Source organism: Bacteroides neonati, assembly GCF_000499785.1.
Classification (GTDB): Bacteria; Bacteroidota; Bacteroidia; order Bacteroidales; family Bacteroidaceae; genus Bacteroides; species Bacteroides neonati.
In genome coordinates this window covers 712327-725335 of sequence record NZ_HG726020.1, presented here as the reverse complement: position 1 = coordinate 725335, position 13009 = coordinate 712327, and the positions used below count along the sequence as shown (strand labels likewise).

12 protein-coding genes are annotated in these 13009 nt (G+C 43.4%); 6 read left to right on the top strand and 6 right to left on the bottom strand.

Going from position 1 to position 13009, the window contains the following annotated elements:
• Nucleotides 1-6: 6 nt before the first annotated feature.
• Both TY03_RS06075 and TY03_RS06070 read left to right on the top strand, forming a co-directional pair.
• Nucleotides 7-483 carry a DUF5018-related domain-containing protein gene (locus tag TY03_RS06075; RefSeq protein ID WP_042368266.1) on the top strand — a complete coding sequence of 159 codons (477 nt, stop codon included), beginning with the start codon at nt 7-9 and terminating at the stop codon, nt 481-483.
• Between the two features lie 197 nt (nt 484-680).
• Entirely contained in the window at nt 681-3728 is a 3048-nt protein-coding gene (locus TY03_RS06070; protein ID WP_042368265.1) for a glycoside hydrolase domain-containing protein, read from the top strand.
• 90 nt (nt 3729-3818) lie between these two features.
• Here TY03_RS06070 and TY03_RS06065 read toward each other — a convergent pair whose 3' ends face one another.
• From TY03_RS06065 to TY03_RS06040, 6 genes are all read right to left on the bottom strand, one after another.
• The gene (locus TY03_RS06065) at nt 3819-4979 is read right to left on the bottom strand and encodes a sodium ion-translocating decarboxylase subunit beta (RefSeq protein ID WP_042368264.1); all 1161 of its coding nucleotides are present in this window, start codon (nt 4977-4979) and stop codon (nt 3819-3821) included.
• A 4-nt stretch (nt 4980-4983) separates the two neighbouring features.
• Nucleotides 4984-5412, bottom strand: coding sequence for a biotin/lipoyl-containing protein (locus TY03_RS06060; RefSeq protein ID WP_042368263.1), 429 nt, complete (start codon nt 5410-5412; stop codon nt 4984-4986).
• A gap of 26 nt (nt 5413-5438) precedes the next feature.
• Nucleotides 5439-6437, bottom strand: coding sequence for an OadG family transporter subunit (locus TY03_RS06055; RefSeq protein WP_042368262.1), 999 nt, complete (start codon nt 6435-6437; stop codon nt 5439-5441).
• Nucleotides 6438-6459: 22 nt separating this feature from the next.
• Complete coding sequence (locus tag TY03_RS06050; RefSeq protein WP_042368260.1) at nt 6460-8013, bottom strand: acyl-CoA carboxylase subunit beta; 1554 nt, start codon at nt 8011-8013, stop codon at nt 6460-6462.
• Between the two features lie 45 nt (nt 8014-8058).
• Nucleotides 8059-8463: a methylmalonyl-CoA epimerase gene (mce, locus tag TY03_RS06045; protein ID WP_042368258.1), complete on the bottom strand. Its 405-nt coding sequence runs from the start codon at nt 8461-8463 to the stop codon at nt 8059-8061.
• 356 nt (nt 8464-8819) lie between these two features.
• The gene (locus TY03_RS06040) at nt 8820-9803 is read right to left on the bottom strand and encodes a GNAT family N-acetyltransferase (RefSeq protein ID WP_042368256.1); all 984 of its coding nucleotides are present in this window, start codon (nt 9801-9803) and stop codon (nt 8820-8822) included.
• A gap of 503 nt (nt 9804-10306) precedes the next feature.
• Between TY03_RS06040 and TY03_RS06035 the strand changes: the two genes are divergently transcribed.
• The 4 genes from TY03_RS06035 to TY03_RS06020 all read left to right on the top strand — a co-directional run bounded on the left by TY03_RS06035 (nt 10307) and on the right by TY03_RS06020 (nt 12991).
• The gene (locus tag TY03_RS06035) at nt 10307-10861 is read left to right on the top strand and encodes a porin family protein (protein ID WP_042368254.1); all 555 of its coding nucleotides are present in this window, start codon (nt 10307-10309) and stop codon (nt 10859-10861) included.
• Nucleotides 10862-11075: 214 nt separating this feature from the next.
• Nucleotides 11076-11612: a nitroreductase family protein gene (locus TY03_RS06030; RefSeq protein ID WP_042368251.1), complete on the top strand. Its 537-nt coding sequence runs from the start codon at nt 11076-11078 to the stop codon at nt 11610-11612.
• Nucleotides 11613-11638: 26 nt separating this feature from the next.
• Nucleotides 11639-12442 (top strand): Rossmann-like and DUF2520 domain-containing protein, encoded by an 804-nt coding sequence (locus TY03_RS06025; protein ID WP_042369210.1) that lies wholly within the window; start codon nt 11639-11641, stop codon nt 12440-12442.
• Between the two features lie 27 nt (nt 12443-12469).
• On the top strand, nt 12470-12991 hold the full coding sequence (locus tag TY03_RS06020; protein ID WP_042368249.1) for a KdsC family phosphatase: 522 nt from the start codon (nt 12470-12472) through the stop codon (nt 12989-12991).
• The last annotated feature ends 18 nt before the right edge of the window (nt 12992-13009 follow it).

The window sequence follows — 13009 nt, the reverse complement described above, 5'->3', positions numbered from 1 at the left end:
AGAAAGATGAAGAAAATCAAATTATCAAATATAACATGGTTTGTGCTCCTATTGGTGTGCTTGCCGCTCGTGGCTGCTTGCAGCAAAGCCGATCTACCGTCTTACGAAGAGGCTGAAATAACAAAAGTAGGTGCTTATCATCGTTTTTATACTGAGGATAAAGATGCCATTACAGGTGATAATATCGTGGCAGAAAAAGAGTTGTCGGCAACGAACACTCTCGATTCTAACAATGCCTTGGCTAGTGTCGTCTTTACGGTTCCGGCAGCTGGAGGAAAGTTTACCGAGGTGGAACGAGCCAAAGTGTCGGTAAGTAATCTGGTGGTCTATGTCAATGTATCGACTGCTGCAAGAGTTTTCCCTTTGGGTGATGCACCGAAATTCGGAACACCTGCCGACTGGAGTAAGGAACATAAATATAATGTTGTAGCTGCTAATGGAATGACCAAAGTCTGGACTGTCAAAGTCGTACTAAACAAATAGAAAGACTATTATAACCCAATGCGATAGAGCCGCTAATGGACACCTATACAAGTGGGGCTGTTTCATTGGCGGCTTTTGCTGTAAACGATAATACGTGCAAAGTAAAAGTTTTGTTGGGTGAGAATTATAATAGATGAATAGTCATTATTTTTGTAGTTCGTTTCTGGAAAAGTGAAAATCGCAAATAATTAATAAACATGAGAAAAAAAATATCAATTTACCTTCTGCTTCTGTTCGTAGTAGGAAACAGTATGATGCTATATGCCCAAAATAGCAAAACCTACCGATACCATGTAGTCGAGACGGCTTGGCTCGAATCATTTGGCAATCATCGCGCGGTGCTCCAAATCAATGCTCCTTCGGAAGCAATCAGTTTGGATTTCGATTGGCGTCGTGCAGATAGCAATGTAGATCAGTCTCGTTTTTTAATTATCGAGGCAGAAACAGGAGATACCGTGCCGAACATACAACGGATATCGGTCAATAACGAGAATTGTAACCTGCTCTTTGGTCCCGTGAAAAGAAGAGGAACCTACTATTTCTATTACCTGCCCTATCGGGTACAACCGGGACATGGTTTCTGTAGTGGTGGCTATCTGGAAAAGGAGAGTGCACCGGATATAAATTGGCAAACAAGAGCTTGTGCAATGAAGAAATATCCTCCGGCAAAAGTCATACAGGTTGAGTCGAGAACTCAATTCGATAGTTTCTACCCGATGGAAGTAACGGCTACTAGTGCCGAAATGAGTACCTATCTGATTAATAATCAGGTGCTGCTTTATCTATTTCCGGAAGACCGGAAGAATCCTATCCGAATGCGTAGTAACATCCCCGCAAAATGGCTGGTCGATAAACAAGGAAAAACGGTGGTAGGAGATGCCGCTCCCAATGAATATTATACATTTCAGGTCGGAGTATGGGCAGGTAAAGAGGATGTGAATAAAATAGCCTATCGTGCATCGGCTCTGACGTGTGGTGCAGAGGTGATTCCTGCTGAGGCTATTACCTGTTTCAACGTAGAAGGTACAGATCCCTATGGGCGTTTCTTCACCAAAGAGGTGAATGTACCCAAAGGGCAGGTGCAAGCGTTGTGGTTTGGTGTCGATATCCCTTCGCAGCAAAAAGCAGGCGTTTATGAAGGAAGCATTACAGTAAGTGATGCCGGGGGAAAGCAGGCTACACTACCGGTAAGCATTCGCATATCAGGAAATCCGTTGCCTGATCGGGGAGACAATGAACCGTGGAGACACAGCCGCTTGCGATGGCTTAATTCTACATTGGGAATTGCCGATACGCCAACCAGTCCATATACACCGATGACCGTAAACGGAAACCGTATTGGTTGTTTGGGACGCATGGTAACGGTCGACGAGGCAACCGGATTGCCTTCGCAGATAACCGCTTGGGGAAAGGGGATTCTGCATCAGCCGATGCGTTTCATCATTCATACTGCCAATGGGGTGAAGGAGTTGAAGGCTACTCCTCGGCTGGATGAGCAAACCGAAGGACACGTATCGGGAAGCTGGACGGCAGAAGATGAAGAGCTGCATATCGAATGCAAAGAGGTGATGGAGTTTGACGGTTGGGTCAATTATGTTTATACCCTAACGCCCAAGAAAAACCTGCAAGTGAAAGATATACGACTTGAAATTCCGGTAAAGAGCGAAGTGGGTACTTATTTTATGGGCATGGGGCTACCGGGACAAGAGACTCCTCAACGATATGACGGGAAATGGGATACACCCGAACAGACGGTGAACAGCTTTGGGGTTTCAATACCCACGTCGAAAGAGCAGCAGTGGCTTTGGCCATTCGATAGTTTTTGGATCGGAAATCAGCATGCAGGTATTCATTGTGAATTCAGAGGAAGCACCTACAGCGGTCCGTTGCTGAACTTGTATCGTCCGGCTTATCCGGAAAGTTGGTTCAACGAAGGGAAAGGTGGATTCTCGGTACGACGCGAAGCCGATGAAGTAAAGGCAGTAGCTTATAGCGGTGAGCGCACTTTGCAGGTAGGCAAACCGATTACATTTGACTTTGCCATGATTATCACTCCGCTGAAGCCTCTTAGTATGAAAAATCAGTTTACCGACCGTTATTATCACAATGGAAGTAAACCGGTTCCTACCGATGAGGATGTAGAGGCAGGTGTGCGGATCATCAATGTGCATCACGCCAATGAGTATAATCCGTTTATCAATTACCCGTTTCTGACAGTGGATAAGCTGAAAGAGTTTACTTCTCAATGGCATCAGAAGGGCTGCAAGGTGAAGCTGTACTATACACTGCGCGAACTAACAAGTGCTACTACCGAGATATGGGCAATCCGTAGCCTTGGGCATGAGATTCTCAGAGGAGGTAGCGGTGGAGGTTATGCTTGGCTGCGCGAGCACATGGTAACAGATTATACCCCGCAGTGGTATCAGCACTTTGATCACACAGACGATACGGGAATTACCGCAGATGCTTCTGTGTTGACCGCCGAGTCTAACTCAAGATGGTACAACTATTATGTAGAGGGATTGCGATGGATGGTTCAGAATATGGACATCGATGGCATCTATCTCGATGATGTTTCCTTTGACCGTCGTATTCTAAAGCGCATGCGTAGGGCAATGGATGATGTAAAGCCGGGATGCTTGATCGACCTGCATTCGAATACAGGATTCTCAAAAGGACCGGCCAATCAATATACCGAATTCTTTCCGTATGTCGATAAACTATGGTTTGGAGAGAGTTTCTTATACGATAAGATGACGCCTGCCAACTATTTAGTCGAGTCGTCGGGTATTCCTTTTGGACTTACGGGAGATATGCTCCATCGAGGAGGAAATCGCTGGTTGGGTATGCAGTACGGTATGACTGTACGCCATCCCTGGCTTACCGAAGGAATTACTTGCGATCCACGTCCGGTTTGGAAAGTATGGGATACTTTCGGTATTGCCGATGCTACGATGCTGGGGTTTTGGGAAGAGCATCCGGCTGTTACTACTACCGATGCAGCAGTAAAAGTAACTGCTTATCGTAAGTCGGAACGGGTGCTATTCTCATTAGGCAACTACTCGGATGAACCGAAAACAGTTCGCTTGAATATCGACTGGGAGCAATTGAAAATGAACCCGAAGCAGGTAAAATGTATAGCCCCTGCGATTCAAGATATGCAGGAAGCCAAAGAGTGGAATGTGAATGAACCTATCACAGTAGCTCCGTGCAAAGGATGGCTGATTTATATAGAAAATAACTAGCTGATACAGGTTTTTCAAAAAAAGAAAGGCAGCTCACTTGATTGTGAGCTGCCTTTCTTTTTTATAATATTTATGTTGACCTTACTGATATTACATCAAGAAGCCCAACAATACACCGGCTGCAACTGCAGAACCAATAACTCCGGCTACATTCGGACCCATAGCATGCATCAACAGGTAGTTGGTTGGATCGTATTCCAAACCTACGTTCTGTGAGATACGTGCCGACATAGGTACGGCGGATACACCGGCATTACCGATAAGCGGATTGATTCTTTTGCTCTTAGGCAATATCAAGTTGAATACCTTTACGAACAGTACGCCCGAAGTAGTAGCAATGATAAATGCCATGAAACCTAAGAAGAAGATGTAGATAGTGCTTGGAGTCAAGAACTCGCTTGCTTGTGTAGAAGCACCTACGGTTAGTCCCAATACTATGGTAATAGAGTCGATCAACGGACCGCTAGCGGTTTCGGCCAAACGACGGGTAACACCACTTTCCTTTAAAAGGTTACCGAAGAACAACATGCCCAATAGAGGCAAGCCCGATGGAACCAAGAAGCAAGTAAGCAGCAAACCGATGATAGGGAACATGATTTTCTCTGTATGAGAAACGGCACGAGCCGGTTTCATACGCATCAGTTTCTCTTTCTTGGTAGTAAGCAACTTCATGATAGGCGGTTGTATCACAGGTACCAGTGCCATGTACGAGTAAGCCGATACGGCAATTGCACCCATGAGGTTAGGAGCCAGTTTCGATGAAAGGAAGATAGCCGTAGGGCCATCAGCACCACCGATGATAGCGATACCTGCTGCTTGGTTAGGCTCAAAGCCCAATGCCAATGCTACCATGTATGCACCAAAGATACCGAACTGTGCAGCTGCACCTACAAGCATTAATTTCGGGTTCGAAATAAGTGCCGAGAAATCGGTCATTGCACCAATACCCAAGAAGATCAATGGTGGATACCACCCGGTTTTTACTCCTTGATAAAGAATGTTCAACACAGAGCCCTCTTCGTAGATACCTACTTCGAGACCTGCATCAATTTTGAAAGGTATGTTTCCGATAAGTATACCAAATCCGATTGGGATGAGGAGCATCGGTTCAAAGTCTTTCTTGATGGCAAGAAAGAGAAAGAATAATCCAACCAATAACATGATAAGATGTCCCGAAGTTGCATTGGCAAAACCGGTATATCCCCAAAAATCGGCTAGGTTAGTTCCTAAGAATGATATAAACTCTCCCATAAAACTATTCGATTATGATTAGATCTGTTCCTTCAAGTACAGAGTCACCTTTATTTACTTTAATTGCAGAAACAACACCATCCTTATCAGCATTGATGTTATTTTCCATCTTCATAGCTTCGAGGATAAGGATTACTTGTCCTTTTTTCACTGCATCGCCTTCTTTGACTTTGATGTCGAGGATTACTCCCGGAAGTGGAGATTTAACTCCGCTTTTTGATGAGCTTGCTGCAGGACGTGCTACCACCGGTGCGCCCGCTGGTGTTTTAGGTGCTGCTGCGGGGCGTACTACTGTTTTAGCAGCTTGTACAGGTTTGTCAAGCTCTACGTTGTAGGGCGTACCATTCACTTCTACACGTGCCAGATTATCTTCTATATCATTAACAGTGACATTGTAGAGGTTGCCATTGATTTTATATTTATACTGTTTCATCTTGATTTTTTATTTAAAATGTTGATTTATCGTTTAGGATCCTGACGCAGTGTGTAAATCTTAGAACTCCATGGTGAATAGTTACGTTTCACTTTGTTGATAGTCAAAATGGTGTCTTCGATATCGTGTACATTGTCTTGGTATTCGTGCAGTGCCATAGCAATTGCGGCGAATACTTCTCCCGATTCAGCTCCGATTGCTTTCTCTTTCGCTTCTTTCTTGTCGGTGATACCGTGAGCCTTCATTGCGTTTCTCTTCGCAAGTTTAAGACCGATACCGCCTACAATACGGAACGAGATATAAAGCAGCAACAAACCAGAGAACACCACAGTCATAGCCATGATAGCCATGCCGATGCCGCTCGAATCTAGTCTGCGGAACTTGTCAATCTTCTCATTTTTATCTAACGTTACGTTGTTAGTGCTGGGAGTAACGTATTTACCGTTGCTGCCATCTTTTACTTCCCACATTGCTTTTAAATCGTTCATGGAAGCTTCGGCAAAGTTTTTGCCTTCGAAAGGAAAACGTTTTCCGTCTTCTTTCAATGCAAACGATGCATTAGGAGCCAATACCGGAATGGTAATCTGGTCAAGTAAAGTAGTACCGTTAGAGTCATAAAGTCCGATCCAGTTTTCTTGTGTAGGATCGAGTGTAAAATTTAGATGGAACGTACCGCGTTGTGGCAAGTTATCTGCCCAGAAAAGCAGATGCTGACGCGGATGGATCTTTGTCTGCATGTCTCCTTTGGGGATAGGGTACATCATACTTACCCGTTCTTCCACACTTAAGTTCGGGTTCAGAACTCGTTTATCGTTCGTTAGGTAGCAGCTTCTGATATCAACAGTAGCAAAAGAGGTATTGAAGATTTCTATCCAGGGACTGTGTTGACCATAGTCGTCCTGAAAGCCATCTGTGTTTGATGTCAATACTTCGTTGATGACCAGACTCTTTGCTCCCTGCCCGTATGCACTTCCGCATACGAACATGAACAGAACGATAAGTATTCCTATATTTCTTTTATTCATAACAGTTTGTTCGTTATTAATGTTACAATGGAATATTACCGTGCTTCTTGGCAGGGTTTGTTAACTTCTTGGTTTGCAATTGTTGCAATGCACGAATGATACGGAAACGAGTATTTCTCGGTTCGATCACATCATCAATGTAACCATATTTTGCAGCATTGTATGGGTTAGCAAACAGTTTGGTGTATTCTGCTTCTTTTTCGGCCATGAATGCAGCTGGATCAGCAGCTTCTTTGGCTTCTTTAGCATACAATACAGCTACAGCACCGGCACCACCCATTACAGCGATTTCGGCTGTTGGCCATGCATAGTTCATATCGCCGCGAAGTTGTTTACAGCTCATTACGATATGCGAACCACCGTACGATTTACGCAGGGTAACTGTTACCTTAGGCACAGTTGCTTCGCCGTATGCATAAAGCAATTTAGCACCATGCAGAATAACACCGTTGTACTCTTGACCTGTACCTGGAAGGAATCCGGGAACGTCGACCAATGTTACCAATGGAATGTTGAACGCATCGCAAAAACGAACGAAACGTGCTGCCTTGCGTGAAGCGTTGCTATCAAGCACACCGGCAAGGAATTTAGGTTGATTAGCGATCAAACCTACCGATTGTCCGTTGAAACGAGTGAAACCGATGATGATATTCTTTGCGTAGTCTTTTTGGATTTCGAGGAATTCGCCGTTATCGACAATTGCACCAATCACTTCGTACATATCATACGGTTTGTTGGGGCTATCGGGGATAATTTCGTTCAATGAGTCTTCCAAACGGTCGATAGGGTCGGTACAAGTAATAACCGGAGCCTCTTCGAGGTTGTTTTGTGGAATAAAGCTCAGCAGCTTGCGGATGATAGACAAACCTTCTTCGCCGGTAGAGGCAGTGAAGTGTGTTACACCCGATTTGGAAGCATGTACGCTTGCACCACCCAGGTCTTCTTGTGACACATCTTCGCCGGTCACTGTTTTTACTACAGCAGGGCCGGTAAGGAACATATAAGAAGTACCCTCGGTCATCAGTGTAAAGTCGGTCAATGCGGGAGAGTAAACAGCACCACCTGCACAAGGACCAAAGATTCCTGAGATTTGAGGAATCACACCCGATGCCATGATGTTACGTTGGAAAATTTCTGCATATCCACCCAAAGCGTTGATACCTTCTTGAATACGTGCACCACCCGAGTCGTTGATACCGATACAAGGTGCACCCATCTTCATGGCCTGATCCATTACTTTGCAAATTTTCTGCGCCATGGTTTCCGACAGAGAACCACCAAATACGGTGAAGTCTTGTGCAAAAACATATACTAATCTTCCTTCGATGGTACCATATCCTGTCACGACGCCATCACCCAGATAATGTTTTTTCTCTTGGCCGAAGTTGGTACATCTGTGTTGTACAAACATATCCATTTCTTCGAAGCTGCCTTCATCAAGCAGTTGGGCTATACGCTCACGGGCTGTATATTTGCCTTTGGCGTGTTGCTTCTCAATAGCTTTTTCGCCACCACCTAAACGAGCTTGAGCACGAAGTTCAATAAGCTCTTTTACTTTTTCAAGCTGGTTACTCATGAATTTTTTATTTTTAAGAGTTAATATTAACGATGAATCAATTGCTTAGTGTTCGCAGAGTTCTGTCAGTACACCTAAAGTTGATTTGGGGTGAAGAAAAGCGATGTTCAAGCCTTCGGCGCCTTTGCGAGGTGCTTTGTCGATCAAACGAATCTCTTTCGATTCGAGTTCGGCTAATGCATTGGCTACACCATCCTCTACAGCAAACGCGATGTGGTGAACACCTACTCCTTTGTTCTCAATAAACTTAGCGATTGTGCTTTCTTCGCAGGTAGGTTCTAAAAGCTCAATTTTAGTATCGCCTACTTTAAGGAAAGCGGTTCTTACTTTTTGATCTTCTACAGTTTCGATGTTGTAGCATTTCAAACCTAATACGTTTTCATAATACGGTAGAGCCTCTTCTATGCTTTTTACAGCGATTCCGAGGTGTTCAATGTGTGAAATCTTCATAACGATATTTTTTATTTTAGTGTTAAATATGTTTCAAAGGGTCTAAAACAGCACAAAGAAAGACAATAATTGCATAATAAAGAAATATTTCTTCATTTAATTATGGGTTTATTTGATTTCGAGAAGTATTTTTTGCATTATCAAAAATGAATAAGTAGGCAGGTGATGAGTTGACGGGATGTAAGCTAATTGGGGGTGCGAAGGGCTTATTATGAGACTGATTATCCAATAATAAGGATTTATACGATAAATGTTTAGCAAATTGAAAATATTACTTCGTGTCTATATGCGTAGGATTTTGTGCGAAAACTTCTTTTTTTGTTGGCTTTCTTCTCAATTTGTCAAGTTGTTCGATGCTAAACATATATGCGGGTTAGCAAGTTGTTTAACCAGCTCCATCGAAAGCGAAACCATCGGCGGGTACTGCTTTGTTTGCCTCCGAAACGAAGAACGAATTCCCGATAGCCATGTCTTTTGAAAGGCAAGCCTACATCCATGAATTCTAAGTGCTGATACCCCCGCTCGTGGGCATCTTTTAGTGCGGCCCATACGGCCAAAATGCCCGGATTTTGAAGTGCGTGACTCTTACGCATACCTCCTGAGAACCAAAGGTATGCATTGTCTCCTGAATATACGCAGGACGATCCGCCTATAATTTTATCCTTATGCTTAATGATAAATATCTTTCCTTGTTTTTTTTGTATCAACCGGTTGTCCATGTGACGGAAAAACTCAATATTAGGGAAGTATTTACGGATGTGCGAAGAGTATACATGGTGTAGCATTTTCGAGAACTCCCTCACATTTTCAACGCTATGTGCTTCTTCAATGATTGCTCCGTTCTTCAGCCCTTTTTTGATCTGTCTGATACGCGAAGGGCTGAAACGCTCTTCTGGGGATTTGGTACTGTGTAGGGAATTTCTTACCCGCAGCCAATTAACCGGGAAGTAATTGTTTTGCCGGAAATACTTGTATCCGAACATCGCATTTTCCAGGTTGCGAAATTCGATTAGAAAAGAGTGACGTTGCATCTCTTTAGTCAGGTGTTCGAGCATCTCTCCAAAAATCGCCTCTTTATCTATCTCATCATCCAGATATTCTCCTGTACCATAAACTTCACATTGTTTGATGATGGAGGGTGGGAAGCATCGTCGGCTGATTCGGGAAGCTGCCAATAACTTGGCTATTGGTTTTTCGTTTTCGGAAGCCACAATAAGTAAAGGCGTATAGCCCGGGGTTGCTTCGTAGGTTTGAAACAGCTCTTTGGAATGAAACGTATTGTTTCCCGGAAGTTCGGGTATTTCAATCCCACGATAATAGGTCGTTAGTTTTAGTGGCATCTTGCTACAAATTTACACTTTTTATTTCTCTTTTAACAAGAGAAACGATGTTTTTGTTGGCCATCGTGTTGGAAATAGGCTCTTTATTCTTTTCTTTGCGCCTTTTTTGTAATCGAATAAGTCTGTTTCTATGAGCGATTAGGGTTATTTTGGATTAGATAAATGCTGCTCATAAACCCGTGCATATTGATTGTTACATTAATTTTAGAACAGATGAAAAAGCGTGCCAAAGAAGAGAGGCTCCATGTGAGCTTCAATGCTTATGACTATTTAAAAGTTGGTGGCTTCTAGAGTCAGATGAAGAATGAGTATGAGTGTGGTACGAATGATTACTAGTTAACTAAAAAACAAAACGGATAGCAGGTTTTAAGTAAAAATGACTCTCCATTTTTATCTTTTTTATATTTTCCTTGTATGTATTCGTTTATTCTATATCTTTGTACCTGTGATTTTTTATTACATATTTTAGTTATCTATAATTATCTATTTTAAAACGTAAGATTATGAAAAAGAGTATTTTATTTGTATTGTTTACTTTTCTCTCAGTTACTGTATTCTCTCAAGTAACATGGAATGCCAAAGCTGGTATGAACTTAAGTAATTATACTGGAGACAACGACATGAACGCAAAGGTCGGTTTCAAAATTGGTGGTGGATTGGAATACGGATTTACAGATCTTTGGTCGTTACAACCCTCTTTGTTTGTTTCTACTAAAGGTGCAAAGTATGACGATGCGACATTGAATGCAGTCTATTTGGAGTTGCCTGTGATGGCTGCTGCACGTATCAATGTAGCCGACAATACTAATATTGTTATTAGTGCTGGTCCATATTTCGCTTATGGAATTGGCGGAAAAACATCTATTGGTGATCACAGCGTCGATACATTCGGAGACGATGGATTGAACCGTTTCGATGCAGGTTTGGGACTTGGTGTAGCAGCCGAGTTTGGTAAAGTAGTGGTAGGGCTTGATGGTCAATTCGGACTGGCTGAAGTACAAAAGCTTGGAAATCCTAAGAATATCAATTTTTCCATCACTTTAGGATATAAGTTCTGATTCGATTGATTTAGAACTATCCGGAGCAGTGAGATATAATAATTCGCTGCTTTAAAAGGAAGAAAATAAGGATCTTACTCATGATACGTGTGAGTAGGATCCTTTTCTTATTGGGGTAACTGCTGAATAGAAACACTTTTTCGTTTGATTCGTTTTTTGGAAATAATGCCGTATCTTTGCCATCATCTTTAACTACAAAGACTAAAATAATCGTATGGAAAATTTCAGTGAACTAATTAAGAACCGCCGCAGTATGCGGAAATTTACCGATCAAGAGCTTTCGCAAGAAGAAGTTGTGGCACTATTTAAAGCAGCACTGATGGCTCCCACGTCGAAACGTAGCAACTGCTGGCAGTTTATTGCCGTAGACGATAAAGAGACGCTCAAAGAACTGTCTCACTGCAAGGAACATGGAGCCTCTTTTCTGGCCGATGGTGCGTTGGCCATTGTTGTAACAGCCGATCCATTGGCGAGTGATGTTTGGATCGAGGATGCCTCTATCGCTTCGATCATGATACAGTTACAGGCCGAAGACCTCGGATTGGGCAGTTGCTGGATACAGATTCGCGAACGCGTTACGAGTACAGGCATGCCCTCTGATGAGTATGTACGTGGTATATTGGACATCCCTTTACAGCTTCAAGTGGTTTCGATTATCGTGGTAGGACGCAAAGGGATGGAGCGCAAACCCTTTGATGAATCGCATTTGCAGTGGGAGAAAATTCATATCAATAAATTCGGAGGGCAATAAACGTGAATGTGGTCAAAGAGAATAAGATGAATAGAAGTATAGAAGATACACCGATCGTATTTATTGGTGCAGGCAACCTGGCTACCAACCTGGCAAAGGCTCTTTACCGGAAAGGTTTCAGGATAGAGCAGGTGTATAGTCGCACGCAGGAGTCGGCCAGTACGTTGGCGGAGCTGGTAGAAGCTGCTTATACCACCCGGTTGGATGAGGTGCTCACGGATGCGAAGCTATACATTGTTTCACTAAAGGATTCGGCTTTGACAGAGTTGCTACCGCTCATTGCAGCCGGAAAAGGTAATGCCCTATTGGTACATACTGCCGGAAGCCTTCCGATGAGTATCTGGCAAGATTATGCTGGGCGTTATGGGGTGTTTTATCCCATGCAAACGTTTAGTAAATCGCGTGAAGTAGACTTCCGGGAAATTCCATTTTTCATTGAAGCAAGCAGGGAAGAGGATGCCGTATTGTTAAAGGCAATTGCCTCTACACTCTCTCAACGAGTATACGATGCCGACTCCGAACAGCGCAAAAGCCTTCACCTGGCGGCTGTGTTTACCTGCAACTTTACCAACCATATGTATGCCTTGGCTGCGGAGTTATTGAACAAGTATCATTTGCCGTTTGATGTCATGTTGCCACTCATTGATGAAACAGCCCGCAAGGTGCATGAGCTGGAACCACATGCTGCGCAAACCGGCCCTGCCATTCGTTATGATACCAATGTGATCAACGATCATTTGGCAATGTTGGCTGATGATTCGGAGATGCAACAGCTGTACGAGCAGATCAGTCAAAGTATATTTCACCGTTCGGTGTCTGATAAGCATTAATTTTTTTATTTACTTTAAAGTGAACCAATGAGTACTATCAATTACGATTTAACCCGGATAAAAGCACTGGCCTTTGATGTAGACGGTGTGTTGAGTGCCGATGTCATTCCACTCCACCCATCGGGCGAACCGATGCGTACTGTTAATATAAAAGACGGGTATGCCCTTCAACTTGCCGTAAAGAAAGGATTTAAAGTGGCTATCATTACGGGTGGACGAACCGACGCCGTTCGGCAACGTTTTGCCGGCTTGGGAGTAACCGATCTGTATATGGGGTCGGCAGTGAAGATACACGACTATCGTCATTTTCGCGATAAATACGACCTCAAAGATGAGGAAATTCTCTATATGGGAGATGATATTCCCGATATTGAAGTGATGCGTGAGTGTGGCCTGCCTTGTTGTCCCAAGGATGCCGCCTTTGAAGCCAAGGCAGTAGCTCGTTATATCTCCTACGCCGAAGGTGGTTATGGTTGTGGTCGGGATGTGATTGAACAAGTAATGAAGGTGCACGGCAAGTGGATGGCCGATGATGCTTTCGGATGGTAATCTATAATTAATAAAGAG

Coding starts and splice junctions, on each gene's coding strand:
- TY03_RS06075 (WP_042368266.1), top strand. CDS start 7: ATGAAGAAAATCAAATTATCAAATATAACATGGTTTGTGCTCCTATTG.
- TY03_RS06070 (WP_042368265.1), top strand. CDS start 681: ATGAGAAAAAAAATATCAATTTACCTTCTGCTTCTGTTCGTAGTAGGA.
- TY03_RS06065 (WP_042368264.1), bottom strand. CDS start 4,979: ATGGGAGAGTTTATATCATTCTTAGGAACTAACCTAGCCGATTTTTGG.
- TY03_RS06060 (WP_042368263.1), bottom strand. CDS start 5,412: ATGAAACAGTATAAATATAAAATCAATGGCAACCTCTACAATGTCACT.
- TY03_RS06055 (WP_042368262.1), bottom strand. CDS start 6,437: ATGAATAAAAGAAATATAGGAATACTTATCGTTCTGTTCATGTTCGTA.
- TY03_RS06050 (WP_042368260.1), bottom strand. CDS start 8,013: ATGAGTAACCAGCTTGAAAAAGTAAAAGAGCTTATTGAACTTCGTGCT.
- mce (WP_042368258.1), bottom strand. CDS start 8,463: ATGAAGATTTCACACATTGAACACCTCGGAATCGCTGTAAAAAGCATA.
- TY03_RS06040 (WP_042368256.1), bottom strand. CDS start 9,803: ATGCCACTAAAACTAACGACCTATTATCGTGGGATTGAAATACCCGAA.
- TY03_RS06035 (WP_042368254.1), top strand. CDS start 10,307: ATGAAAAAGAGTATTTTATTTGTATTGTTTACTTTTCTCTCAGTTACT.
- TY03_RS06030 (WP_042368251.1), top strand. CDS start 11,076: ATGGAAAATTTCAGTGAACTAATTAAGAACCGCCGCAGTATGCGGAAA.
- TY03_RS06025 (WP_042369210.1), top strand. CDS start 11,639: ATGAATAGAAGTATAGAAGATACACCGATCGTATTTATTGGTGCAGGC.
- TY03_RS06020 (WP_042368249.1), top strand. CDS start 12,470: ATGAGTACTATCAATTACGATTTAACCCGGATAAAAGCACTGGCCTTT.